The sequence below is a fragment of the Agromyces laixinhei genome (assembly GCF_006337065.1).
Taxonomy (GTDB): domain Bacteria; phylum Actinomycetota; class Actinomycetes; order Actinomycetales; family Microbacteriaceae; genus Agromyces; species Agromyces laixinhei.
This window is the reverse complement of sequence record NZ_CP040872.1, coordinates 3,301,913-3,325,265: the sequence shown is the minus strand read 5'-3', so window position 1 is coordinate 3,325,265 and position 23,353 is coordinate 3,301,913. Positions and strand designations below refer to the sequence as shown.

Annotated in this window: 20 protein-coding genes and 1 pseudogene; 11 read left to right on the top strand and 10 right to left on the bottom strand. The window is 70.0% G+C overall.

Features of this window, described 5'->3' with window-relative positions; translation table 11 throughout:
• Window positions 1-70: 70 nt before the first annotated feature.
• The 3 genes from FHG54_RS16855 to FHG54_RS15685 form a co-directional block, all read right to left on the bottom strand.
• Window positions 71-229, bottom strand: a complete 159-nt coding sequence (locus FHG54_RS16855; RefSeq protein ID WP_232333651.1) for a hypothetical protein — start codon at window positions 227-229, stop codon at window positions 71-73.
• Window positions 230-314: 85 nt separating this feature from the next.
• A complete protein-coding gene (locus FHG54_RS15690) occupies window positions 315-1,763 on the bottom strand; it encodes an NAD(P)/FAD-dependent oxidoreductase (protein ID WP_139418095.1) in 1,449 nt (482 codons plus the stop codon).
• Window positions 1,764-1,984: 221 nt separating this feature from the next.
• Window positions 1,985-3,487 (bottom strand): helix-turn-helix transcriptional regulator, encoded by a 1,503-nt coding sequence (locus tag FHG54_RS15685; protein WP_139418094.1) that lies wholly within the window; start codon window positions 3,485-3,487, stop codon window positions 1,985-1,987.
• Between the two features lie 187 nt (window positions 3,488-3,674).
• Here FHG54_RS15685 and FHG54_RS15680 point away from each other — a divergent pair, with 187 nt between their 5' ends.
• Window positions 3,675-4,169, top strand: a complete 495-nt coding sequence (locus tag FHG54_RS15680) for a hypothetical protein (RefSeq protein ID WP_139418093.1) — start codon at window positions 3,675-3,677, stop codon at window positions 4,167-4,169.
• Between the two features lie 164 nt (window positions 4,170-4,333).
• Here FHG54_RS15680 and FHG54_RS16985 read toward each other — a convergent pair whose 3' ends face one another.
• Window positions 4,334-4,459 carry a hypothetical protein gene (locus FHG54_RS16985; RefSeq protein WP_267898504.1) on the bottom strand — a complete coding sequence of 42 codons (126 nt, stop codon included), beginning with the start codon at window positions 4,457-4,459 and terminating at the stop codon, window positions 4,334-4,336.
• 291 nt (window positions 4,460-4,750) lie between these two features.
• Between FHG54_RS16985 and aceA the strand changes: the two genes are divergently transcribed.
• The 3 genes from aceA (at window position 4,751) to FHG54_RS15665 (ending at window position 8,585) form a co-directional block, all read left to right on the top strand.
• Entirely contained in the window at window positions 4,751-6,079 is a 1,329-nt protein-coding gene (aceA, locus tag FHG54_RS15675) for an isocitrate lyase (RefSeq protein WP_139418092.1), read from the top strand.
• 142 nt (window positions 6,080-6,221) lie between these two features.
• Window positions 6,222-7,895, top strand: a complete 1,674-nt coding sequence (gene aceB / locus FHG54_RS15670; protein ID WP_139418523.1) for a malate synthase A — start codon at window positions 6,222-6,224, stop codon at window positions 7,893-7,895.
• Between the two features lie 105 nt (window positions 7,896-8,000).
• Window positions 8,001-8,585, top strand: coding sequence for a GNAT family N-acetyltransferase (locus FHG54_RS15665; protein WP_232333653.1), 585 nt, complete (start codon window positions 8,001-8,003; stop codon window positions 8,583-8,585).
• 13 nt (window positions 8,586-8,598) lie between these two features.
• Here the strand turns inward: FHG54_RS15665 and FHG54_RS15660 are convergent, their stop codons facing one another.
• Window positions 8,599-9,987, bottom strand: coding sequence for an ATP-binding protein (locus FHG54_RS15660; protein ID WP_139418091.1), 1,389 nt, complete (start codon window positions 9,985-9,987; stop codon window positions 8,599-8,601).
• A 7-nt stretch (window positions 9,988-9,994) separates the two neighbouring features.
• Window positions 9,995-11,377 (bottom strand): MFS transporter, encoded by a 1,383-nt coding sequence (locus FHG54_RS15655; RefSeq protein ID WP_233437806.1) that lies wholly within the window; start codon window positions 11,375-11,377, stop codon window positions 9,995-9,997.
• A 56-nt stretch (window positions 11,378-11,433) separates the two neighbouring features.
• On the opposite strand from FHG54_RS15655, the gene FHG54_RS15650 reads away from it, so the two are divergent.
• On the top strand, window positions 11,434-12,393 hold the full coding sequence (locus tag FHG54_RS15650; RefSeq protein ID WP_139418090.1) for an ArsR/SmtB family transcription factor: 960 nt from the start codon (window positions 11,434-11,436) through the stop codon (window positions 12,391-12,393).
• Window positions 12,394-12,396: 3 nt separating this feature from the next.
• Here FHG54_RS15650 and FHG54_RS15645 read toward each other — a convergent pair whose 3' ends face one another.
• On the bottom strand, window positions 12,397-13,347 hold the full coding sequence (locus tag FHG54_RS15645; protein ID WP_232331372.1) for an NADP-dependent oxidoreductase: 951 nt from the start codon (window positions 13,345-13,347) through the stop codon (window positions 12,397-12,399).
• Between the two features lie 111 nt (window positions 13,348-13,458).
• Between FHG54_RS15645 and FHG54_RS15640 the strand changes: the two genes are divergently transcribed.
• Window positions 13,459-14,151 (top strand): Pr6Pr family membrane protein, encoded by a 693-nt coding sequence (locus FHG54_RS15640; protein ID WP_168197209.1) that lies wholly within the window; start codon window positions 13,459-13,461, stop codon window positions 14,149-14,151.
• An 18-nt stretch (window positions 14,152-14,169) separates the two neighbouring features.
• On the opposite strand, the gene FHG54_RS15635 is transcribed toward FHG54_RS15640, so the two are convergent.
• From FHG54_RS15635 to FHG54_RS15625, 3 genes and pseudogenes are all read right to left on the bottom strand, one after another.
• Window positions 14,170-14,970 carry an alpha/beta fold hydrolase gene (locus FHG54_RS15635; protein ID WP_139418088.1) on the bottom strand — a complete coding sequence of 267 codons (801 nt, stop codon included), beginning with the start codon at window positions 14,968-14,970 and terminating at the stop codon, window positions 14,170-14,172.
• An 82-nt stretch (window positions 14,971-15,052) separates the two neighbouring features.
• The gene (locus FHG54_RS15630; RefSeq protein ID WP_139418087.1) at window positions 15,053-15,703 is read right to left on the bottom strand and encodes a YqaJ viral recombinase family protein; all 651 of its coding nucleotides are present in this window, start codon (window positions 15,701-15,703) and stop codon (window positions 15,053-15,055) included.
• Between the two features lie 85 nt (window positions 15,704-15,788).
• Window positions 15,789-16,978: pseudogene (locus FHG54_RS15625) on the bottom strand (ROK family transcriptional regulator).
• Between the two features lie 138 nt (window positions 16,979-17,116).
• On the opposite strand from FHG54_RS15625, the gene FHG54_RS15620 reads away from it, so the two are divergent.
• The 5 genes from FHG54_RS15620 to FHG54_RS15600 are packed head-to-tail and all read left to right on the top strand — an operon-like array spanning window position 17,117 to window position 23,298.
• Window positions 17,117-18,223, top strand: a complete 1,107-nt coding sequence (locus FHG54_RS15620; protein ID WP_139418086.1) for a Gfo/Idh/MocA family protein — start codon at window positions 17,117-17,119, stop codon at window positions 18,221-18,223.
• Entirely contained in the window at window positions 18,220-19,806 is a 1,587-nt protein-coding gene (locus FHG54_RS15615; RefSeq protein WP_139418085.1) for a sugar ABC transporter ATP-binding protein, read from the top strand. The genes FHG54_RS15620 and FHG54_RS15615 overlap by 4 nt, the downstream gene beginning before the upstream one ends.
• Window positions 19,803-20,933 (top strand): ABC transporter permease, encoded by a 1,131-nt coding sequence (locus tag FHG54_RS15610; RefSeq protein WP_139418084.1) that lies wholly within the window; start codon window positions 19,803-19,805, stop codon window positions 20,931-20,933. Before FHG54_RS15615 ends, FHG54_RS15610 begins: the two co-directional genes overlap by 4 nt.
• Window positions 20,930-22,093 (top strand): ABC transporter permease, encoded by a 1,164-nt coding sequence (locus FHG54_RS15605; RefSeq protein WP_139418083.1) that lies wholly within the window; start codon window positions 20,930-20,932, stop codon window positions 22,091-22,093. The genes FHG54_RS15610 and FHG54_RS15605 overlap by 4 nt, the downstream gene beginning before the upstream one ends.
• On the top strand, window positions 22,093-23,298 hold the full coding sequence (locus FHG54_RS15600) for a substrate-binding domain-containing protein (RefSeq protein WP_139418082.1): 1,206 nt from the start codon (window positions 22,093-22,095) through the stop codon (window positions 23,296-23,298). The genes FHG54_RS15605 and FHG54_RS15600 overlap by 1 nt, the downstream gene beginning before the upstream one ends.
• The last annotated feature ends 55 nt before the right edge of the window (window positions 23,299-23,353 follow it).

Genomic DNA, 23,353 nt, shown 5'->3' with positions numbered 1-23,353 from the left:
CCGAATCGCGGGCATGCTCGGCCCGAGATGAACATCTTGCGGAGCGTCTCGCGCACGGTCCAGATCGTCTTCATGCCCGCCTCGAGGCGCACGACGGCCCCGGGGCGAGGATGATCGGATCGGCGGGCCGACCCGTCGACGGCACGTGCTCGAACTCGACGGTCGCGGCGCCTGCGAGCACGACGAAGACCTCGTCGACCTCGACATCGCGTGTTGCGCCGGGGGTCATCTCCCATACGCCGATCTCGCCGGCGTCCGACGCGTTGAGCCCGAGGCATCCGTCACCGTGCCGGCGGGCAGGCGAAGCCCATCGTTCATGAGTCGAACCCCAGCCCGAGGGCGTCGAGGGTCTTCAGAAGGATGTTGCGCCTGCCGCGGTTGTGGTCGGCGCGGTCGAGCGACCAGCGGGTCGCGTTGATGCCCAGTGACGCGGCGGGCTCGGGAGGGAAGGGCAGCGGGCGCTTCCGCACCATCTCGAGCGAGGTGCGCTCGTTGTCTCGGCCCTCGAGCAGGTCGAGCATGACCTCCGCCGCGAAGCGCGTCGATCCGACGCCGAGGCCGGTGAAGCCGGCGGCGTAGGCGACGCGATCGTCGCGGGCGGTGCCGAAGAACGCCGTGAACTGGGTGCTCGTGTCGACCGCACCGGCCCACTGGTGGCTGAACTGCAGCCCCTCGAGCTGCGGGAAGGTCGTGAAGAAGTGGCTCGCGAGCGTCTGCCAACTCTCGGGCCGGTTCTCGTAGGCCGAGCGCATCGTGCGACCGTAGTGGTAGATCGCGTCGTAGCCGCCGAACAGGATGCGGTTGTCCTTCGAGAGCCGGTAGTAGTGGAACTGGTTGGCCAGGTCGGCGATGCCCTGGCGATCCTTCCAGCCGATGTCGGCGAGCTGCTGCGCCGAGAGCGGCTCGGTCATGAGCACGTAGTCGTAGACGGGCACGGTCATGAGGCGGTTGCGTTTCAGGAGCGACGGGAACACATTCGTGGCCAGCACCGCGTGGGCGGCGTCGACACGACCGCTGCTCGTGATGGCCGAGACGGCGCCGGTCGATCCCGGGGTGTCGAGGCGCATCACGGGCGAGTGCTCGAAGATCTCGACACCGAGGTCTTCGGCGACGCGGGCGAGTTCGGAGGCCAGGCGCGCGGGATGCACCATGGCGTTCGTGTGTCGTTCCCAGACACCGGCGAGGTAGGTCGGCGATGCGATCGATGCCCGCATCTCCGCTTCGTCGAGGAGGACCACGCCCTCTTCACCGCGCTCGACGGACTCGGCGTGCCACTCGCGCAGCCATTCGACCTGGTGCTCTTCGATCGCCGGCGCGAGCTGCCCGGTGCGCTCGAAGTGGAAGTCCATGCCGTACTCGGCCTCGGCAGCTCCGATCGCGTCGAGGTTCGCCATGCCGAGTCGTTCGAGCGTCGCCATCTCCTTCGGCCAGCGGGCCATGCCGTTCTCGTGGCCGTGGGTGAGGCTCGCCTCGCAGAAGCCGCCGTTGCGGCCGGATGCCGCCCAGCCGATGCTCTTCGCCTCGATGAGCACGACGCGGGCGCCGGGGGCGCGGCGCTTGGCCAGCACCGCCGACCAGAGGCCCGTGTAGCCGCCGCCGACGATCACGAGATCGGCGACGTGGTCGCCGGTCAGCTTCGGTCGCCCGCCGACGGCGCCGTCGGGCAGGTCGTCGAGCCAGAAGACCGAGCGCCGTGTGCCGGCGAGCGCATGCTCGATGACGGATGCCGCCGGCGGCTGTCGTTCGAAGACGGTCGTTCCCACGGGGTCACTCCGATGCGGGTTGTGGTGGTTCCATCCTCCCGCGCCGCGTATGCCGCACACCAGACCGTGGTGTCCCGACATCCGCCCGGCGCCGGACATGCTGGCCGAGTCCGAACCCGACCCGGTCGACTCACGTGTTGATGCGTGGCATGCATCAACATATGAGTCGCGTCGGGTGACTCTGTCGTTGATGCGCGCCACGCATCAACACGTGAGTCGCGTCAGGTGCGCGGTGCGTGCGCCTCGAGAAACTGGTAGACCTCGGTCTGGTCGACGCCGGGGAACGTTCCGGTCGGCAGCGCCGCGAGCAGCGAGGTCGGCGTGCGCGCGGCGGGCCACGAGGCATCCGCCCATCGATCGGCGAGTCCGCTCGGCGCCTGGCAGCATGCGGGGTCGGGGCACCGTGAAACCGCACGATGCGGTGTCTCGCGACCGCGGAACCACTTGACGTGCTCGAACGGCACGCCGACCGAGACCGAGTACTCGCCTTCCTTCGCCTTCTCGATGCGAGAGGTGCACCAGAACGTGCCGGCGGGCGTGTCGGTGTACTGATACCAGGGGCTGAAGCGGTCCTCGACGTCGAAGACGGTGCGGGCGGTCCAGTTGCGGCACATCGTGGTGCCCTCGATGGCGCCCAGCGCGTCGGAGGGGAAGCGCACGCGATCGTTCTCGTAGGCCTTGATGATCGTGCCCGACTCGTGCACCTTCGTGAAGTGAACCGGGATGCCGAGCCTCGCCGTCGCGAGGTTCGTGAACCGGTGCGCGGCGGTCTCGTATGAGACGGCGAAGGCGTCACGCAGCTCCTCCATCGAGATGCGGCGCAGGTTCTTCGCCTCCGTGAGGAAGCGCACCGCCGCCTGCTCGGGCAGCAGGATCGCGGCCGTCAGGTAGTTCGTTTCGATGCGCTGGCGCAGGAAGTCGGCGTATCCGCCCGGCTCCTCATGGCCGAGCAGATGGCTCGTCAGCGCCTGCAAGATGGGTGAGCGCGAGTCACGCGACGGCGACTGCTGCGTCGGCAGGTAGACGCGCCCGTTGCGCTTGTCGGTCACCGAACGGGTCGAGTGCGGCAGGTCGCCGACATAGTGCAACGAGTAGCCGAGGTGGCTCGCCATGTCGGCGACGAGCTGGTGCGACACCGGGCCGCCCGCATGCCCGACGGCCTCGAGCAGCTCGGCGGCCTTCGCCTCGAGCTCGGGATAGAAGTTGTCGCGGGCTCGCATCTCGTCGCGCAGCTGCGCGTTCGCCCGCCGCGCCTCCTCAGGTGTCGCCGCACGCTCGCGGTGCAGCCGGTCGATCTCATTGTGCAGGGTGAGGATCGTCTGCAGGGTCTGGTCGTTCATGCCCTTGGCCACGCGGAACGACGGCAGCCCGAGCGCCGCGAACACCGGGCCGCGCAGTGCGCGTTCGACGGCGATCTCGAGGCCGGCTCGTTCCGACGGGGCATCCGCTCTCAGCAGTTCGTCGACGGTCGTGCCGAGCGCGAGTGCGATCGTGCGCAACATCGAGAGCCGGGGCTCGCGCTTGCCGTTCTCGATCGCGGAGACCTGCGACGGCGCCCGGTCGATCGCAGCAGCGAGTTCGCCGAGGGTCAGGCCCCGGGCGGTGCGACGGTCGCGGATGCGGCGGCCGAGCGTGAGCGCGTCGACCTCGTCGGCGAGAGGCTCGGCGGCGTGAGGCTCGGCGGCGTCGGGGGAGGGGTTCGCGCTGCGATCCGCGGTGATCATGCTTCGATGGTCACACGGGCGAACGGATGCCGCAAACGGAAGAACGGCGAAAGTTCTGTGCGGGAAGCGCTGCGACATACGGCGGAGAAGGCGTCAATGGGGAGCGCTCCCCATGTCGTGACGCCACGGTGGATGGTTGGATCGCCCGGGGGCCGGACCGGCCCGGATCTGAAGGGGACACCACACCATGACTGCAATCCGCCCGATCGCCGCGGCGTCACTCGCCCTGTTCGCCCTGCTGCTCACCGGCTGCGCCTCGGGCGCATCGAGCGCCGACTCGGCCGCCGAGCCGAAGTCCGACTCCAAGTCCGACTCCAAGTCCGAGTCGAAGCCCGCCGCCGACCAGTCCGCTGCAGAAGCCTGCGACCTCATGAAGGGCAGTCTCGACGAGCTCGTCGCCCTCGCGAGCGGCGAGAACGCCGCAGCTCTGTCGGGCGACCCGAGCGCTGCGGTTGCAGCTCTCAAGACGACCGAGGTGAGCATGCGCGACGCCGCCGCCCAGGTGACCAATGCCGACGTCACCGACGCCGCGAACGGCGCCGCGGCCGCGATGACCGGGTACGTCGCGTTCCTCGACTCCGTCGTCGCCGACCCCGCGAACGCCGACATGACGAAGATGACCGAGCAGGCCACCTCGCTGCAGGCGGGCATCGCCGGCCTCTCCGAGGCCTGCGCGGCCTGACACCGGCGCGCGTCGGGCGTGTAGCGCCCGACGCGCGCATCACGCCTCGGACGCCGCGTACACGCGCTCGCCCAGTCGCTGCCCGCGGCGAGCACCGCTCCTGAACGCAGCAGGTCGCCGAGCGGGTACTGCCAGGCGTCGCGAGGCGACCCGCGGAACGGCCTTCACGACCGATCGACCGCCGGGGCCGGCACGTAGCGCTTGGTGACGCCGTCGAGCAACACCGCGCCTTTCGCCTCTTCCCCGCCCGGCGTCGGGCCGGTAGTCGCCGCAGTCGTCGCGGAGGTCACGTGGACCTCCGGGTTCGATCGCACGTCGTCGTGCGTTCCGCCGTTCAGGCCACGGCGGGCGGCAGCCGCCCGACACACTCCGTCCGAATGCGGGATGCGAAGACGATCAGGGTGCCGTGGAGCACGCAATCTTCCGGTGCGCGGAAATTAGCTGGAAGTTCACCCCCTGAATCGTCGGTTCGGGGTGGCGAGCAGGCGCAGAGTGGAGACACAGCCACCCCGACGTCGCCGAGTGAGACGCCGAACGGAGCACCACGAGGCATCCGCCCGCTGCAATGAAGGAGCAACACCATGAGCACGAACCGCCCAGGCGACCAGACCCAGACCGCAGCCGAGCTGCAGCTCGAGTGGGACGCGAACCCGCGGTGGGATGACATCAGCCGCGACTACACCGCCGACGACGTCATCGCCCTGCGCGGCCCGGTGCGTGAGGAGCGCACGCTCGCAAGGCGCGGCGCCGAGAAGCTCTGGGAGGACATTCAACAGAACACCGGCACGGCGTTCGCCCCGCAGGAGGATCCGCAGTGGTCGGCCGCGCTCGGCGCCCTCACCGGAAATCAGGCCGTGCAGCAGGTGCGCGCCGGGCTGAAGGCGATCTACCTGAGCGGCTGGCAGGTCGCGGCCGACGCGAACCTCAGCGGCCAGACGTACCCCGACCAGTCGCTCTACCCCGCGAACTCGGTTCCGGCGGTCGTGCGCCGCATCAACAATGCACTGCTGCGCGCCGGTCAGATCGAGGCATCCGACGCGAAGGACGACCGCGACTGGATGGCGCCCATCGTCGCCGACGCCGAGGCCGGCTTCGGCGGCCCGCTGAACGCCTACGAACTCATGCACCAGATGATCGAGGCCGGTGCCGCCGGCGTGCACTGGGAGGACCAGCTCGCGAGCGAGAAGAAGTGCGGCCACATGGGCGGCAAGGTGCTCGTGCCGACGTCGCAGCACATCCGCACGATCAACGCCGCACGCCTGGCCTCGGATGTCGCCGGCGTGCCGTCGATCATCATCGCCCGCACCGACGCCCTCGCGGCGACGCTGCTCACGAGCGACCACGACGAGCGCGACCGGCAGTTCGTCACCGGCGAGCGCACCGCCGAGGGCTTCTACGAGGTGGCGAACGGCATCGAGCCGGTGATCGCCCGCGGCCTCGCCTACGCCGAGTACGCCGACCTGCTCTGGGTCGAGTCGGCCGAGCCCGACCTCGACCTCGCGCGCCGGTTCGCCGAGGCCGTCCACGCGAAGTTCCCGGGCAAGCGACTCTCGTACAACTGCTCTCCCTCGTTCAACTGGAAGCGTCACCTCGACGACGACCAGATCGCGAAGTTCCAGCGCGAGCTCGCGTCGATGGGGTACGCGTTCCAGTTCATCACCCTCGCCGGCTTCCATTCCCTGAACCACGGCATGTTCACGCTCGCGAAGGACTACAGTGAGCGCCACATGTCGGCATACGTCGAACTCCAGGAGGCGGAATTCGCCTCGGAGGCATCCGGATACACCGCAACGCGCCACCAGCGCGAGGTCGGCACCGGCTACTTCGACCAGATCGCCACCGCGCTGAACCCCAACAGCGCCACCCTCGCCCTCGTCGGATCGACCGAGGAAGACCAGTTCAACCACTGACCCATCCCCCCAACTCTTTTCAGGAAGAGTGGGCCGGAATCGCACCCTTCTCAGGAGTTTCGGGCCGCATACGCGACCCCGACACGAATTTCTCCTGAAAAGAGTGCAGTGAAGGAGAGAGATAATGAACACTGCACCGGCCATGACACTCGAGCGAGGCGCAGCGGCAGCATCCGCCACCCGATTCGAGCCGAAGCCCGCCACCGGCAGTTTCCAGACCGTCGCTCCGCGCATCGAGATCACGGCACCGCTCGACGAGCGGTACGACGAGATCCTCACGCCCGACGCGCTCGGCTTCCTCGCCGAGTTGCACGATCGCTTCGCGCACACACGGCACGAGTTGCTCGCCGAGCGCCTGCAGACCCGGGTCGACGCGGCGAACGGGCGCGACCCGAAGTTCCTGCCCGAGACCGAGTCGATCAGGAACGACCCGAGCTGGCGCGTCGCCGGCGCGGGCCCGGGCCTCGATGACCGACGGGTCGAGATCACCGGTCCGACCGACCGCAAGATGGCCATCAACGCGCTGAACTCGGGTGCGAAGGTCTGGCTCGCCGACCAAGAGGATGCCACGAGCCCCACCTGGGCGAATGTCATCGAGGGCCAGCTGAGCCTCTTCGATGGGGTGCGCGATCGCCTCGAATACACGAGCCCCGAGGGCAAGCAGTACCGCGTCACGGCCGAGCAGACGCCGACGATCGTGATGCGTCCGCGCGGCTGGCACCTCGTCGAGAAGCACCTGAAGTTCCACGACCGGGCCGGGCGAGCCATGCACGCCTCGGGCTCGCTCGTCGACTTCGGGCTCTACTTCTTCCACAACGCGCAGGCGCTCATCGCCGCGGGCCGCGGCCCCTACTTCTATCTGCCGAAGCTCGAGTCGCATCGCGAGGCGAAGCTCTGGAACGACATCTTCGTCTACGCGCAGGACCGGCTCGGCATCCCGCAGGGCACGGTGCGTGCGACGGTGCTCATCGAGACGATTCAGGCCGCGTTCCAGATGGACGAGATCCTCTACGAGCTCCGCGACCACTGCGCGGGCCTGAACGCCGGCCGCTGGGACTACATCTTCTCGATCGTGAAGACGTTCCGCTCGCGCGGCCGCCGCTGGGTCATGCCCGACCGCACGGCGATCACCATGACGGTGCCGTTCATGCGCGCGTACACCGAGCTGCTCGTGGCCACGTGCCACAAGCGCGGGGCCCATGCCATCGGCGGCATGAGCGCGTTCATCCCGAATCGCCGCGACCCCGAGGTGACCGAACGCGCGCTCGCCGCGGTCTCCGCCGACAAGCGCCGCGAGGCCGGCGACGGGTTCGACGGTACGTGGGTCGCGCACCCCGACCTCATCCCGACCGCGCGCGCGGAGTTCGACGCCGTGCTCGGCGACCGGCCGAACCAGGTCGATCGGCTCCGCGACGACGTGCACGTGACCGCAGCCGACCTGCTCGACATCCCGTCGATCGGCGGCGAAGTCACCGAGGCCGGTGTGCGGGGCAACATCTCGATCGCGATCCGCTACATCGAGTCGTGGCTGCGCGGCACGGGCGCCGCGGCGATCGACAACCTCATGGAGGATGCCGCGACCGCCGAGATCTCACGATCGCAGCTCTGGCAGTGGCTGAACGAGAACACGGTCACTGCCGAGGGCACTCGCATCGATCAGACCTCGATCGTGCGCCTCATGGCGGCGGCAGTCGCCGAACTGCCGCGCTTCGACGGCGACCGCTTCGACGACGCGATCTCCGTGTTCCGCAGCGTCGCGCTCGAGCCCGAGTTCCCGACCTTCCTCACCGTCGGCGCCTACGCGCGCTTCCTCTGAGACAGGGCCCGAAGGGGCCGCCCCGACCGCGTCCGGTGATCCCGGAGGTGCCACGGCCGGGGCGGCCCCTTCGTCGCGCTCGCCGCGTCTGCCAGAATCGTGCCCGTGATCCAGTCGACCGCCAGCGCCGTGCGCATCCGCCCCGCAGAGATGACGGATGCCGCTGCGCTCGCGTCGCTCGCCGCCGAAACGTTCCCGCTCGCGTGCCCGCCGCACACGACGGCCGAGGCGATCGCCGACTTCATCGATCGCAACTTCACGGTGGGCCATTTCGAGCGGTACCTCGCCGATGCCGGGCGCATCCTGCTCGTCGCCGAGGCGCCGACGACGAAGCTTGCCGAGGAGCCGCCCCTCCTCGGCTACACGATGCTGATCGCCGGCGAGCCCGCCGACGCCGACGCCGCTCGCGCCGTCACGGCGAGGCCCGCGATCGAGTTCAGCAAGGTCTACGTGCTCGCCGAGTCGCATGGCACCGGCGCGGGTTCTGCGCTCATGCACGCGTCCCTCGATGCGGCGCGCGCGGCCGGGGCTGCGACCGCCTGGCTCGGCGTCAACGAGCAGAATGCCCGGGCGATCGCGTTCTACGAACGCCACGGGTTCGCGAAGGTCGGCCGGAAGCACTTCACGGTCGGCGGCCGGGTCGAAGACGATTGGGTGCTCGAGCACCCGCTCGCCGAGCGCCCGAGTTGAGCGGTGTCACGAATCAGCGCAGCGGCACGCTCACGTCGCTGCCGCCCTCGGGCGTGAGTCTCGCGTTCATCGCGAGCAGCGTCGGCGCGGGCACGAAGCCGCCGGCGAAGAGCGCCTCGCCCTGCCGGAACCACGGCGAGCGTGCGATGAGCGCTGCCGGGGCGTAGCCGAAGTAGGTCGCGAGCCCCTCGAGGTCGACGGGCGAGGTCATCTTCATGAGGGCGAGGTTGTCGCACTGCGAGATGATGCCGGGGGCCACCTTCGACGGTCGCTGCGTCGAGAGCAGGAGCCAGAGCCCGAACTTGCGGCCCTCGGCCGCGATCTGCACGATGCGCTCGCGCACCGCGACGGCGAGCGGCGAGGTCAGCATCGGCGAACAGAGGTTGTGCGCCTCGTCGATGACGAGCAGCACGGGTCGTCGTTCCTCGCGGCGGGCCCACAGCTCATCGAGCACCGAGAGTGCGACGACGAGGTGCTGATCGGGCGTCGAGAATCCGCCGAGGTCGAGCACCGTGGCATCCGCTCGCTCATCGATGACCGCGGTCGCCTCGCGGTCGCGGCGTGCCCAGACCTCCCACCCCAACAGCCCCATGTTCTCGACGCGGAGGCCGAGCGCGCGCTGCGCCGGATCGTCTGAGCCGAGCAGTCGGGGCAGCAACTCCGCGGTGTCGACCGAGCTGAGCAACTCGCGAAGGTGCAACGCGGCGTTGAACTCCTCGCGGTCGGCCACAGGGTCGAGCCGCAGCACCGCGGCCTTCGCCTCCATCGTCATCGCGGTGAGGCGTGCGCGCAGGGGCGCGGCTCCCGGCGTGTTCGGTCGGAGCACCCGGATGTCGCGCTGCGCCAGCAGCTCGGCGGTGGGCCCGTCGGCATCGGGATTCAGCTCGCCGAGTCGCACGAAGTCGGAATTGGGGTCGAACACGACCACCGGCAGCGCCGTGTGCGCGATGAGCTGCTCGAGCACGACCCCGAGTGCATACGTCTTGCCGGAGCCGCTCTGCCCGCACCAGAACGTGTGACGGTTGAAGCGGTGGGCGAGAAGGCGGGCGGGCCGGCTCGGCGGGCTGAGGTTGACCCCGATCTCGAGGGTCGCGCCCATGGCCGAGTGCACGAGGTCGATCGTCGCTGCGTCGGCCGCCCTGACGTCGGCCGCGGTGAAGGCGTGCCCGCCGCGCGGGTCGAAGACGGCGTCGTCGATCGCGCCGAGGAGGCGCCCGCGCAATGCCTCGGGTTCGCCCCGAGTGTTCGTCTCGCGCTCCTCGACGAGCGCGAGCTGGCGCCCTTCGGCGTTCGCGACGAGCAACAGCGTGCCCGCGATGAAGGGCGTGCCCGTGGCATCCCGAACCGTGAACGATCGTCCGTCTTCGGAGTGAGCCGAAAGCTGCGCGCTGTGCTCGGTCATGCGCCGATCATGCCACGCGAGCAGCCGTGCGCGCAGCGCGCCGCGCGAGCCACCAGGTGCCGAGGCCCGAGGCGAGGAAGATCGCCGCGAGCACGGCCCAGCCCGAGAAGCCGTGCGAGATCGCGGTCGCGTTGACGACGAGCGGAGAGGCGAGGGCGCCGACCGAGTAGCCCATGCCGTAGACACCCTGGTAGCTGCCCGCCCGCACCGGGTCCGCGAGCTCGAAGCTGAGCCCCCAGCCGCCGGCTTGCGAGAACACCTCGGCGAAGGCATGCACGATCGCAGCGATGATGAGCACGGTGATCGCGAATCCGATGGGAAGGCCCGCCGCCGAGGCGTACACGAGGCAGGCCGCAGCCATGAGCCACGCCGCGATGCCCGACACCCGTGCGGCGATGCGCAGGTCGTGCGTGCCGCGTGAGAGCGGCACCTGGAAGATCACGACGATGATCGTGTTGAGAATGAGAAGGGCGGCGACGACGGACTCCGGTGCCGTCGTCTCGCGGGCGATCCAGAGCGGCACGCCGAGCTCTGCGACGCCGAACTGCATGCCGAACACGGCGCTGAGCGCGGTGAGCACGAGGTACCGCGGGTCGCGCCACGGTGAATGCCGGCGCCACACGCGCCGTTCGGCGGCGGTGGCCTTGGCGCTGGCCGCGGCGTCGACGGAGCCGGTTGCGGTCGTCACCGGGGCTGCCGCCGTGCGCGCCGGAGCATCGACCCGCGATGGCAGGCGAACCATCTGGATGATGCCGAGCAGGTAGAGCGCGCCGGCGCCGGCGATGAGGATGCGGTACGCGTCGGCGGTGCCGATCGCGAGGGCGAGCGCTCCGAGTCCGGAGCCGACGGCGATGGCGCCGTTCGTGACGGTGCGCAGCACCGCGCGGGCGTGCACCCGGCTCTCGCCCGTGAAGGCGCGGGCGATGATCGCCGATCGGGTCGAGTTGGCGCCCTGCTCGAAGAGCCCGCAGACGACGGCGATCACGAGCGCGGTGACGAAGTCGCCGGCGAAGACATAGGCGATGAGCGCGACGCCCTCGATCGCCGTGAAGAGGATGAGCAGGCGCTTGGCGCTGAACCGGTCGGCGAGGAGGCCCCCGGCGAGCGACGCCACGACGCCCGCAGCGCTCGCCGCGGCGAGCACGATCGCGATCTCATGCGGCGCGAGTCCGACGATGAAGGTGAAGTAGAGCACGGTCACCGTGAGGAAGATGCCGCGCCCGACCCGCGAGATCAGGGTGGCGCCGACGAGGATGCGGAGCACCGGGTCTGCGACGGATGCCGCGAGGCGGGCGCCCAACGACGGCTTGCCCGGGCGCTCGGGGTCGGGCGTCGGCGCGGTGCCGGCACCCGTGCCGGTGTCAGGTGTCGCGGGGGAGGAATGGCTCACTCGTACAGTTCTGGCAGATCGGTCCGGCGCGAGAAATTGATGTAGCGTTTCGCTACATGTTGCGATACGTGCTGAACGAGGGCGACGTCGCGGCCGTGCGCTTCGGCATCTCCCCGCTCTGCGAGCTCGGCCTGTCGCTGCGCGCGATCGACGACCCGGCGCGCTACCCGCTGCAGTTGCCGTGGCTGCGCCGCACCGAGGCGGCGCGGGCCGACCTCGATGCCGAAGCCCTGCGCGGGCTCATCGACGACCGGCTCTGGACCCCCGACTTTCTGAACCCGCGACCCGAGTCGCCGCTGACCCGGCTCGACGACGAATTCGAACAACTGCTGGCGACCCCGGCCGAGACGTTCATCGGCGACCTCGTCGCGGTGCACGGGCATGTGCCCGCGGTGTTCGAGGGGTCGCCGCGCGCGGCCCTCCGTCGCATCGTGCGGGCGCTCCATGAGCTCTGGGATGCCTCGTTCGCCCCGTATTGGCCACGCATGCGGGCGGTGCTCGAGGCCGATGTCGTGTACCGCGGCCGCCAGATCGCGCAGAGCGGGCTCTCCACCATGCTGAACGGCATCTCGGGCACCGTCGGGTACACCGACGGCGTCGTCGAGGTGCGGCTGCGCCAGCCTGTCGATCGGGTGCAGCCGATCGGCGGACTCGGGCTGACCCTCGTGCCCACGATGTTCACGAGCCGGGGCTCGACGCCGGTGGGAGAAGGCCCGCCGATGATCATGTACCCGGCGAGGGGCCAGGGTGCGCTCTGGGAGACCGAGCGGGTGGCGAACCCCGCAGCGGTCGCTGCGATCCTCGGCGAGACCCGGGCGAGCCTGCTCTCAGCGCTCGGCGACCCGGCGTCGTCGACCGAGCTCGGGGTGCGGTTCGGCGTGACCCCGTCGGCGGTGAACCAGCACCTGCGAGCGCTCCGCGACGCCGGACTCCTCGTCTCGACGCGGTACGGCCATAGCGTGCTCTACCTGAGGAGCGAACTCGGCAGCGCCCTGCTCGACGCTCGCGCCGGCTGACGCTCAGGCCGGGTCGGGGGCGACCCGCAGCACGACCTTGCCGCGCACGTGGCCGGCCTCGATCAGGCGGTGAGCCTCGGCGCCGGCTTCGAGCGGGAGTTCGCGATCGAGTTGCACACGCACGGCGCCGTCGTCGATCAGGCGCGTGATGACCGAGAGGGTTCGCGCGTCGGGCGCGACGGTGTAGCCGGTCGAGCGGATGCCCCGCTCCGCGGCCTCCTCGGCCATGGCGGGCCAGGCGCCGGTCGGTACCGACACGATGAGCCCGGCCGGCCGCAGCACGTCGAGCGAGCGGCTGCCCGTGGCATCCTTCACGTTGCCGATGAGGTCGATGACGACGTCTTGTTCGCTGACGACCTCGTCGAAGCGCTCGCTCGTGTAGTCGACGACGCGGCGGGCACCGAGCTCGTGCAGGAACTCGGCGTTGCTCGCCGAGCAGGTGGCCGTCACGATCGCACCGAAGTACGCCGCGAACTGCACGGCGAAGTGGCCGACGCCGCCCGCGCCGGCGTGCACGAGCATCCGCTGTCCGTCGTGGACGCGCGCCGTGTCGACGACGGCTCCCCATGCGGTGAGGGCAGCGAGCGGCACCGCGGCCGCCTCGGCGAACGACAGCGTGGTCGGCATGCGGGTGACGCCCAGCGAGCTCACGGCGATGAGCTCGGCGTAGCTGCCGCCCACGCGCGGCACCCGGCCCATGCCGTAGACGCGGTCGCCCGGCTGCAGGGGATGGGCCGAGTACGGCACCGACTCGACGACTCCGGCGAAATCGGCGCCGAGCACGGCGGGGTAGGAGGGGATGGCCGCGGCGACGCCGCGCCCGGCACGCGTCTTCGCGTCGATCGGGTTCACGCCCGCCGCAACGACCCGCACGATCACCTCGTCGTTGATGCGGATGGGGTCGGGTACCTCGGCGATGTGGAGCTCGTCGGCCCCGCCCGTCTGATCGATCACCAAAGCCCGCATCGACACACCCTCCCGAGTTCGTCCTTCGCACTGTATCCGACCTCGCTATGATCTCACCGACCGTCGAGCGACGGGGAGATCACTGACAGCGGAGGACGCATGCGCACTGTCTGGGGCGTCATCAGGGTGGCGGCGGCCGCCGCCGTCGTCATCGCGATCGTCGGGCAGTTCGCGAAGAGCCTGTCGATGGTGCCCGATCCCGCCTTCTTCGTCGTCAACTTCCTGAGCTTCTTCACGATCCTCTCGAACGCGCTCGCAGCGATCGTGCTGCTCATCGGCGCCTGGTACGCCGTCCGCTCGCCGAGCGACCCCACCTGGTACAACCTCGCGCGCGCCTCGATCGTGACCTACATGGCGACGACGTTCGTCGTCTACAACCTGCTGCTGCGCGACATTTCGCTCGACCAGGCGGCCACACTGCCGTGGTCCAACGAGATCCTGCACGTCTGGGCGCCGCTGTACGTGGTGCTCGACTGGGTGCTCGCCCCGGGGCGCCGGCCGATCGAATGGCAGCGCATCTGGGTGATCGCGATCTTCCCGATCGTCTGGGTCGTCTACACGATGATCCGCGGTGCGGCCGTCGGCTGGTACCCCTACCCGTTCCTGAACCCCGACATCGCGCCGGGCGTCGGCTATGACGGCGTCACCGTCTACGTCATCGCGATCGCCGCGTTCATCCTGCTCGTCGGCACCGGCATCCTCGGCATCAGCTGGGCGGCGTGGCCGTATCGTGGTGCGGCGGAGGCGGCGGAGGCGCCGGCGGCGGAGGCGTCCGAGTCGATCCCTCGCTGAGCGCAGCGAAGCGCCGACTCAGGCGCGGGTGTGCTGCAACCAGCGCGCGATGCCCTCGCGCAGCAGCGCCGTCTGCACCGGCAACCCGTCGTCACGGGGCGGCAGCTCGACGAGCGGCGCCTTCAGGGCGGCGGCCCAGCGCTCGGCGAGCGCGTACGGGTGCACGGGGTCGCGCGGCGCCCCGATCACGAGCGAACGGATGCCGCGGCCCTCGAGTGCCGTGAGCTCGGCGTCGTGGTCGAACGCGCGGTTGCGCGGGATCTCGACGAGCCGCATCGCGCGCCGCGCGGCATCCGGCGCCGTGAACTGGGTCAGGAGCCCGCGAGCTCCCGCAGGTGAGACCGCGGCGACCTGCTCGAAGATCGACCGCTCGCGGAACTCGCCGATGCCCGCCGGACCTGCCTCGGCGAGGATCTGCCCGATCACCGGGAAGACGCGGAGGTGCTCCGGCAGCGAGCGATCGCTGAACGACGGGCGCACGAAGACGGCGCGTTCGATGGGCAGCAGCCCGTCGAGCGCGATGCGCAGTGCGAGCGCGGCGCCGAGCGAGATGCCCATGATCATGAGCGGGCCGGATGCCTCGGGCTGCGGTGCGCCCGCCTCGTCGATCGCCTCGCGCACCGACGCGGCGAGCTCGGCCGCGAGCCGGTCGAATCGGAAGTCCGCGGGCGAGCCGACCGACAGGAACCCCCCGTGGGCGCGGATGTCGGGCGCGACGATGAGCTCGTCGCCGCCGACCGCGGCGTGCACGGCGGGCGTGAAGAGATCGAGCGGCTGGCGTCGATCGGCGCCGAGCCCGTGCAGCAGAACGGTCGTCATCGGGGGAAACCTCCCGGCAGAGGGGGATGCGGGGGCGGTGCGCGGTGGTGCTGGGAATGCAACGTACGGTCGGGCTCGGGGCTCACACGCGGCGCCCGCCGAGTTCGGCGATAAGTTCGTCGGCCAGCCGCACGAGAACCGCGATCTGGTCGTCGTCGCGGTCGACCCAACGGTACTCCGGCTCGTCGCGAATGGGAATGAAGTCGTCGTGTTGTTCCCACACGACGAGCGTACGCTCGGCCCCGAGCACGTACTGCTGCCACCACACCTGGCGCAGGTAGCTGCGGGGTATGCCGCGCCACGCACGAGACGTCGTCTTGATCTCACAGAGCTCGAGCACGCCCGCCGGGGTCACCCGCAGCCCGTCGGGCGTCGCGAGATGGCGGCGCTCGTGCTCGGCGTGGAAGAGCAGGCTGGACGGCTCGATCTCATGCGCGCCCCGGGCCCACTCGGCGATGACGGGCTCGCGCGCCCTGCCGTGGTCGGTGTAGCGGCTGCCGCCGAACGAACTGCCGTGCCGCTTCTCCCACGCCGCGGAGCGCACCGAGGCGAGCGAGGCGAGCTTCGCGGCATCCGTCGCGGTGATGCCTCGCGATCGGGCGCGAAGCCAGGCGACCCGGTCGCTCGAGTCGGCGACGACACGCGAATGGCACGGATGCCGCGGGCGTTCGTCGACCGCGACCACCGGTGCCGCGCCCTCGAGATCGAAGAGGGCGAACGGGGTGTCGGGCATCTTCTGAGCGTACCCGCACGACTCGCCGGCGGGCGGTGCGGCGCGCGTGCACAGGCGGAGGGAACCGGCGCGGCCGGATGCCGTCTCAGCGGGCCGCGAGCGCGTCGATGCCTTCGGGCGAGAGCACGTGGTGGATCGCGAGCATGCTCGCCCCGAGCACCGCGGCGTTCGCAGCGGCGGCCGACTGCACGATCGTGAGGTGCTCCGTGGCGAGCGGCATCGAGCGGGTGTAGACGACCTCGCGCACGCCGGCGATGAGGTGCTCTCCGGCCCTGGCCATGGAGCCGCCGATCGCGACGACCGAGGGGTTCACGAGGCTGACGCACGCGGTCAGCACCTCGCCGATGTCGCGGCCTGCCTGCCGCACGGCCTGGATCGTGTCGATGTCGCCGTGCTTGACGAGTTCGATGACGTCGTTGCCGGAGTTCGCCTCGATGCCCTGTTCGCGAAGCGCGCGGGCGATGGCCGGGCCGGAGGCGAGGGCTTCGAGGCATCCGCGGTTGCCGCAGTGGCAGGGCACGTCGCTGCCGCGCGCGACGCGAACGTGGCCGATGTCGCCGGCGATGCCCTGTGCGCCGCGCTGCAGGAGTCCGCCGGAGATGATGCCCGAGCCGATGCCGGTGGCGACCTTCACGAACATGAGGTGCTCGACCTGCGGCCAGGCGACGGCGCGCTCGCCGAGGGCCATGATGTTCACGTCGTTGTCGACGAGCACGGGCACCTCGAGGTGCTGCTGCACCCAGCCGGGCACGTCGAAGCGGTCCCAGCCGGGCATGATCGGCGGGTTGACCGGTCGCCCGGTGGAGTACTCGACCGGGGCCGGGCACGCCGACGCCGATCGCGACGAGCTCGCGACGGTCGCGGCCGATGCGCTCGATGAGGGAGAGCCCGGCGTCGACCATCCAGCCGAGCACGGCTTCCGGCCCGTTCGCGATGTCGATCGGCTCGCCGTGTTCGGCGAGCACGGTGCCCGCGAGGTCGGTGACTGCGATCGTCGCGTGCGAGGCGCCGAGGTCGGCGGCGAGCACGATGCGGGGCGCCGGGATTGAGCGCGAACTGCGACGGCGGGCGTCCGCCGGTCGAGGCCGCGTCGGCGACCGGGGAGACGAGGCCGAGTTCCATGAGCTCGTCGACGCGTGCGGCGATCGTCGAGCGGGCGAGACCGGTGCTTGCGGCGAGCGCTGCCCGGGTGCGCGGCGCGCCGTCGCGGAGCAGTTGAAAGAGCTCGCTCGCACCCGAAGCGCTGAGTGCCGAGCCGCGACTGATGTCGAACATGCACTGAGTAAAGCACACGAGCTTGTCGATATACCTGCGCATGCTTGTTCTGTCGACAAATCTCGAAGATGTAACGACTTTGGCAACTTTTGCCGAAACACTGGCAAAAGGTGCCGCACGTGTGTAAACATGGCGACCATGACAACGGACGTCATCGCCCCAGCCCGCACGATACGTGCCGGCTTCGTCGGAGGCGGATTCATGGCCACAGTGCATTCCCGAGCCGCCCGCGCGGCCAGGGCCGAGCTCACCGGCGGTGCATCCTCGACGGCGCCTCGTGCTCGCGACGCCGCGCAACGCCTCGGATTCGCCACTGCCTTCGATTCGCTCGACGAGCTGCTCGCCGACCCCGACATCGACGTCGTGCACGTGTGCACGCCGAACGCGACGCACGCGCCGATCGCCCGAGCGGCGCTCGAGGCCGGCAAGCACGTCATCTGCGAGAAGCCGCTGGCCACCTCGGTGTCGGATGCCGCGGCGCTGGCCGCGCTCGCCGCCGATCGCGGTCTCGTGGCCGCGGTGCCGTTCGTCTACCGCTTCCACCCGATGGCGCGCGAGGCCAGGGCCCGCGTCGCCCGGGGCGAGACCGGCCGCCTGCTGAGCGTGCAGGGGGCCTACCTGCAGGACTGGCTCGCAGGCCCCCGCGACGACGACTGGCGGGTCGACGCCGCGCTCGGCGGCCCGTCGCGAGCCTTCGCCGACATCGGCTCGCACCTCGTCGACCTGCTCGAGTTCGTCTCGGGCGAGCGCATCACGCGACTGAACGCCTCGACGCGCACCGTGTACGAGGCGCGCGCGAAGCACGACGACATCGCCACCGAAGACCTCGTCGCCGTCGTCGTCGAGCTCGCCTCGGGTGCCGTCGGCACCCTGCTCGTGTCGCAGGTCGCGCCCGGGCGCAAGAACGCCCTGTCGATCGAACTCTCGGGCACCGACGCGAGCGTGCGCTTCGAGCAGGAGCGCCCGGAGACCCTCTGGCTCGGACGCACCGACGCGTCGAGCATCATCGACCGCGACCCCGCACGGCTCGCCCCCGACGCGGCGCGACTCTCCAAGGTGCCCCCGGGGCATCCGATGGGCTACCAGGACGCATTCAACGCGTTCGTCGCCGACGCCTACGCCGCGATCGACGGGCAGGCACCGGAGGGGCTCCCGCGATTCGACGACGGACTGCGCGCGGTGCGCGTGACCGAGGCAGTGCTCGCCTCAGCAGCGAGCGGCAACTGGGTGGAGGTGGCGGGATGACCGCGGAACAGTCACAGACCGGAGCCGGTCGCGGTGCCGTGCTCGACGGCGAGCCCGTGCTCGTCGCAACGGATCTCGAGAAGTCGTTCTTCGGCGTCACCGTGCTGCACGGGGTCGGGCTCACACTCCGCCCCGGCGAGGTGCACGGCCTCGTCGGCGAGAACGGCGCCGGCAAGTCGACGTTCATGAAGATCCTCGCCGGCGTCTACCAGCGCGACGGCGGCAGCATCACCCTCGGCGGCAAGGAAGTGGCCTTCAGCCACCCCGTTCAGGCCGCGCACGCAGGGCTCGCCACCGTCTTCCAGGAGTTCAACCTCCTGCCGGAGCGCACCGTCGCGCAGAACGTCTTCCTCGGTCGCGAACCGCGCCGCAGGGGCTTCGTCGACAAGAAGGCCATGATCGCCGAGACGCGCACGCTGCTCACCGACCTCGGCATCGACTCGATCGACGCGGACGCCCCGGTGCGCACACTGACCGTCGCCGAGCAGCAGATCGTCGAGATCGTGAAGGCACTCTCGGTCGACGCGCGGGTGATCCAGATGGACGAGCCGACCGCCGCGCTCGCCGACCACGAGGTCGAGCTCCTCTACACGATCGTCCGCCGGCTCTCCGAGCGCGGCGTCGCGATCCTCTACGTCTCGCACCGCCTCAAAGAGATCTTCGACCTCTGCGACACGATCACGGTGCTGAAAGACGGCGCGCTCGTCTCGAGCGGGCCGGCAGCCGAGCTCGACACCGATGAGCTCGTGCGCCGGATGGTCGGTCGCCCGATCTCGGCTTACTTCCCAGCCGCCGAGGAGGGCACGGTCGTGGGCGAGCCCCGCCTCGAGCTGCGCGGCGCGGGCAACTCCTACGTCGACGGCATCGACCTCGAGCTCCGGGCCGGCGAGATCGTCGGGGTCGCGGGCCTGCAGGGCTCGGGTCGCACCGAACTCGTCGAGGCGGTCTTCGGCATCGCCCCATTCACGCGAGGCAAGCTGCTGCTCGACGGCCGCCCGGTGAACATGACGTCTGCGCGACAGGCCGTGAAGGCCGGCGTCGCGCTCATCACCGAGGACCGCAAGGCCCAGGGCCTCGCCCTCAACCAGTCGATCCTCGACAACGCGCTGCTCGTCATCCGCTCGGTCTTCGCGCGCCGCACCACGGAGGCGCGACGCGAACTGCCCGGCGTGCTCTCCTCGCTCGAGGTCGCCTCGCAGGGCGTCGATCAAGAGGTGCAGTACCTCTCCGGCGGCAATCAGCAGAAGGTCGTGCTCGCGAAGTGGCTCGCCACCAAGCCGCGTGTCGTGCTGCTCGACGAGCCGACTCGAGGCATCGACGTCGGCGCGAAGGTCGCCGTCTACACACTCATGCGCCGACTCGCCAAGGAAGGTGTCGCCATCCTCATGATCTCCTCGGAACTGCCTGAGGTCATCGGCATGTCTGATCGCATCCTGGTCATGCACGACGGCCTGGCCTCGGCCGAACTCCCCGCCCGCAGCGATGAGGCCACGATCCTCTCGGCCGCCACCGGCACCCTCAAGGTCGACGGCGAGCGCGTCGTCGGCACTGCGGATGCCCCAGAAGAGGAGGCAGGGCGATGAGCACCGCAGCATCCGCTCGCCGCAGCCGGCGCCGCCCGCTCGACGCGAGCCTCATCGTCGGCATCGCCCTCGTCGGCGTCATCGTCATCGGTGCGATCCTCGTCGCGAGCGTCGGGCGCAACTTCTTCAGCGACGGCAACATCCGCGACATCCTGACCGGCATGAGCGTGCTCGGCTTCGTCGCGATCGGCCAGACGTTCGTGATCCTCTGCGCCTCGCTCGACCTGTCGGTGCCCTACGTCATCAGCCTTTCGAGCCTCATCGCCGCCGACCTGATGGCCGGCAACCCGGCGAACATCCCGATGGCCGTGCTCGCCGTGCTCGTCGTCGCCGGCCTCTTCGGTCTCGCGAACGGCCTCATCGTCACGAAGCTCAAGGTCAACGGGTTCATCGCGACGCTCGGCACCGGCCTCATCGTCAAGGGCTACCTCGACTCGAACTACAAGGGCACGAGCGGCGAGGTGCCGTGGGAGTTCCAGCTCATCGGCGCGACCGGCATCGGTCCGGTACCGGTGTCGACCCTCCTGATGCTCGTGGTCGCCCTCGCCGGTGCCTTCTTCCTGGCCCGCACTCGCATCGGCAACCACATGTTCGCCGTCGGCGGCAACGAGCAGGTCGCACGGCTCTCGGGCATCCGCACCGCTCGACCGATCATCGTCGCGCACGTGCTGTGCTCGATCTCGGCGGCCCTGGCGGGCCTGCTGCTCGCGAGCCGTCTCGGCGTCGGCAGCCCCACCGTCGGCATCCAGGGCGGTTACGACCTGCTCTCGATCGCCGCAGTCGTGCTCGGCGGCACCCTGCTGCTCGGTGGCCGCGGCTCGATCTGGGGCACCATCGGCGGCGTCGCGATCTTCGCGGTGGTCGACAGCGTCATGAGCGTCATGCAGGTCAACCCCTTCCTGAAAGACGTCGTTCGCGGCATCGTCATCGTCGCGGCCGTCGCCGTCTACACGAGCCGTTCGATCGACCGCAGGCGCCCGCGCTTCGGCGCAGGGTCGACGAGTTCGGCAGGCGGGGGCTCGGCCGCCGAGCCCGTCGGTGTCGCTTCGGCGGGCTCGCCGGGCAGGGGATCGCCCCCAGGGTCCGCCGAAGCGACCGGAACGCACGTGAAGGAGGATCGGGCATGAGCGCCGTGACCACCGAGCAGCCCACCCTGGGCGAGCGACTCGCCGGATTCGGCCGCACGCTCATCAGCCCCAAGGGCGCCGTCTTCCTGCTGCTGATCGTGCTGCTCGTCTCGATCACCGTGCTGAATCCGTCGTTCGCCGAGCCGTCGCAGTTCATCCGGTTCATCCAGCGAGTCGCCCCCGTCGCGATCGTCGCGATCGGCCAGTACTTCGTGATCGTCGGCGGCGAGTTCGATCTCTCGATGGGCTCGGTCGTGACGACGCAGGTCGTGATCGCCGGCAACCTCATCGGCGAGGATGCGTCGAAGTCGGTGCCCGTCCTCTTGTTCATGCTCGCCTTCGGCGCGTTCATCGGCCTCGTCAACGGGCTGATCGTCACCCTGCTCAAGGTGCCGAGCTTCATCGCCACCCTCGGCATGATGCTCGCCCTGCTGGGAGCCACGCTCTACTGGACCGGCGGCGCGGCGACCGGAAACCCGGCCGAGGAGTTCCGTGAGATCGGCCGCGGCGGCATCCGGGGCCTGCCCGTCATCGACATCCTGCCGTGGTCGGTCGTGGTGCTCGTGGTCGTGCTCGTCGTCGCGATCTGGTTCTCGCGTCGCCCGTTCGGCCGCACGATCATCGCCCTCGGCGACAACCCGACGACGGCGCGCTACGCGGGCACCCGCAACTGGTGGGTGAAGACCTCGACGTTCGTGATCTCCTCGCTCTCGGCCACCGTGGCAGGTGTGCTGCTCGTCGGATACGCCGGCGTGCACCCGAGCGTCGGTCGCGGCTACGAGTTCATCGCGATCACCGCGGTCGTGCTCGGCGGCGTCGTGCTCGGCGGCGGCCGCGGCTGGGTGGTCGCGGCTGCAGCCGGTGCCTTCGCGCTCGAGGCGCTCTTCACCCTGCTGAACTTCGCGGGCGTGCCGTCGACCTATCGCGATGCGGTGCAGGGCGCGATCATCATCCTCGCCGTCGCATACTCGGCGACCACACTTCGCGCCCGCCGCAAGGGCCGCGCCCTCGAGGCGCCCGTCACCCACACTTCGCCGGAGGACCCGGCGACCCAGACTTCGCCGGCACCGGCGGAGGAGCAGGATGCCGCGGCATCCGCTCGCCCTGCACCCATTCCCTCGACGCAGAGGGCTGACAACGAAACCAATGGAGGTTCGTGATGCGACGCAAGTACACCGTGGCATCCGCCATGGTCGGCGCTCTCGCGCTGATGGCACTGGCCGGATGTACGACCGACCCCAACGTGGCTGCACCGACGGATGACGCCGCAGCCTCGGAAGAGGCGGTCGAGTGGTTCGACCAGGAGCTCTACGACAAGCAGTACGACGAGCGGACCGTCGTGCCCGAAGGGCCCGAGGGGCAGCCGTGGCTGCAGCACATCAACGCCGAGATGATCGACACGTCGCAGTACGCGGCGACGGGCGCGAAGAAGGGATGCTTCGCGAACGCGTCGATCTCCAACCCGTGGCGCCAGACCGGCTGGATCACGATGAACCAGCAACTGCAGGTGCTGCAGGAGGCCGGCGTCATCTCCGAGATGGAGACCCGCGACGCGCAGGACTCCGATGACACGCAGATCGCCGACATCGACTACTTCATCAATGAAGGCAACTGCGACTTCTTCATCATCTCGCCGAACTCCACGGCGGCCATGACCCCGGCCGTCGAGCGCGCGTGCGACACCGGCAAGCCCGTCGTGGTCTTCGACCGCGGTGTGCAGACCGACTGCCCCGTCACGTTCATCCACCCCATCGGCGGATTCGCGTGGGGCATCGACACCGCTGAGTTCCTGATCGAGGAGCTCGAGCCGGGCTCGAAGGTCGTCGCGCTCCGCATCCTCCCGGGTGTGGACGTGCTCGAGCAGCGCTGGGCCGCGGCCGAGAAGCTCTTCGAGGAGAACGACATCGAGGCGGTCGACTACTTCACGGGCGCCGACCCCACCGAGATCAAGAAGATCATCTCCGACGAACTCGCCAAGGGCGATGTCGACGGCATCTGGATGGACGCCGGTGACGGCGCCGTCGCCGCCATCGAGGCCTTCGAGGACGCCGGCGTCGACTACCCCGTCATGACGGGTGAAGACGAGATGAGCTTCCTGCGCAAGTGGAAGGACACGGGCCTGACCGGCCTTGCTCCGGTGTACTCCAACTTCCAGTGGCGCACGCCGCTGCTCGCGGTGCAGAAGATCTTCGCGGGCGAGGAGATCCCCAAGGAATGGGTGCTTCCGCAGTCGCCGATCACCGCTGAGGAGCTCGACCAGTACCTTGCGGCGAACGAGGGCATGCCCGACGGCCACTACGCCAAGTTCGGCGGAGAAGACCTGCCCGGTTACCCGCAGGTCTGGCAGGACCGCGTGATCCCGTGACGGGTGATCGTATGACAGCCTGATCTGGTCGGGCGGCGGTGGGTCACCCACGGCC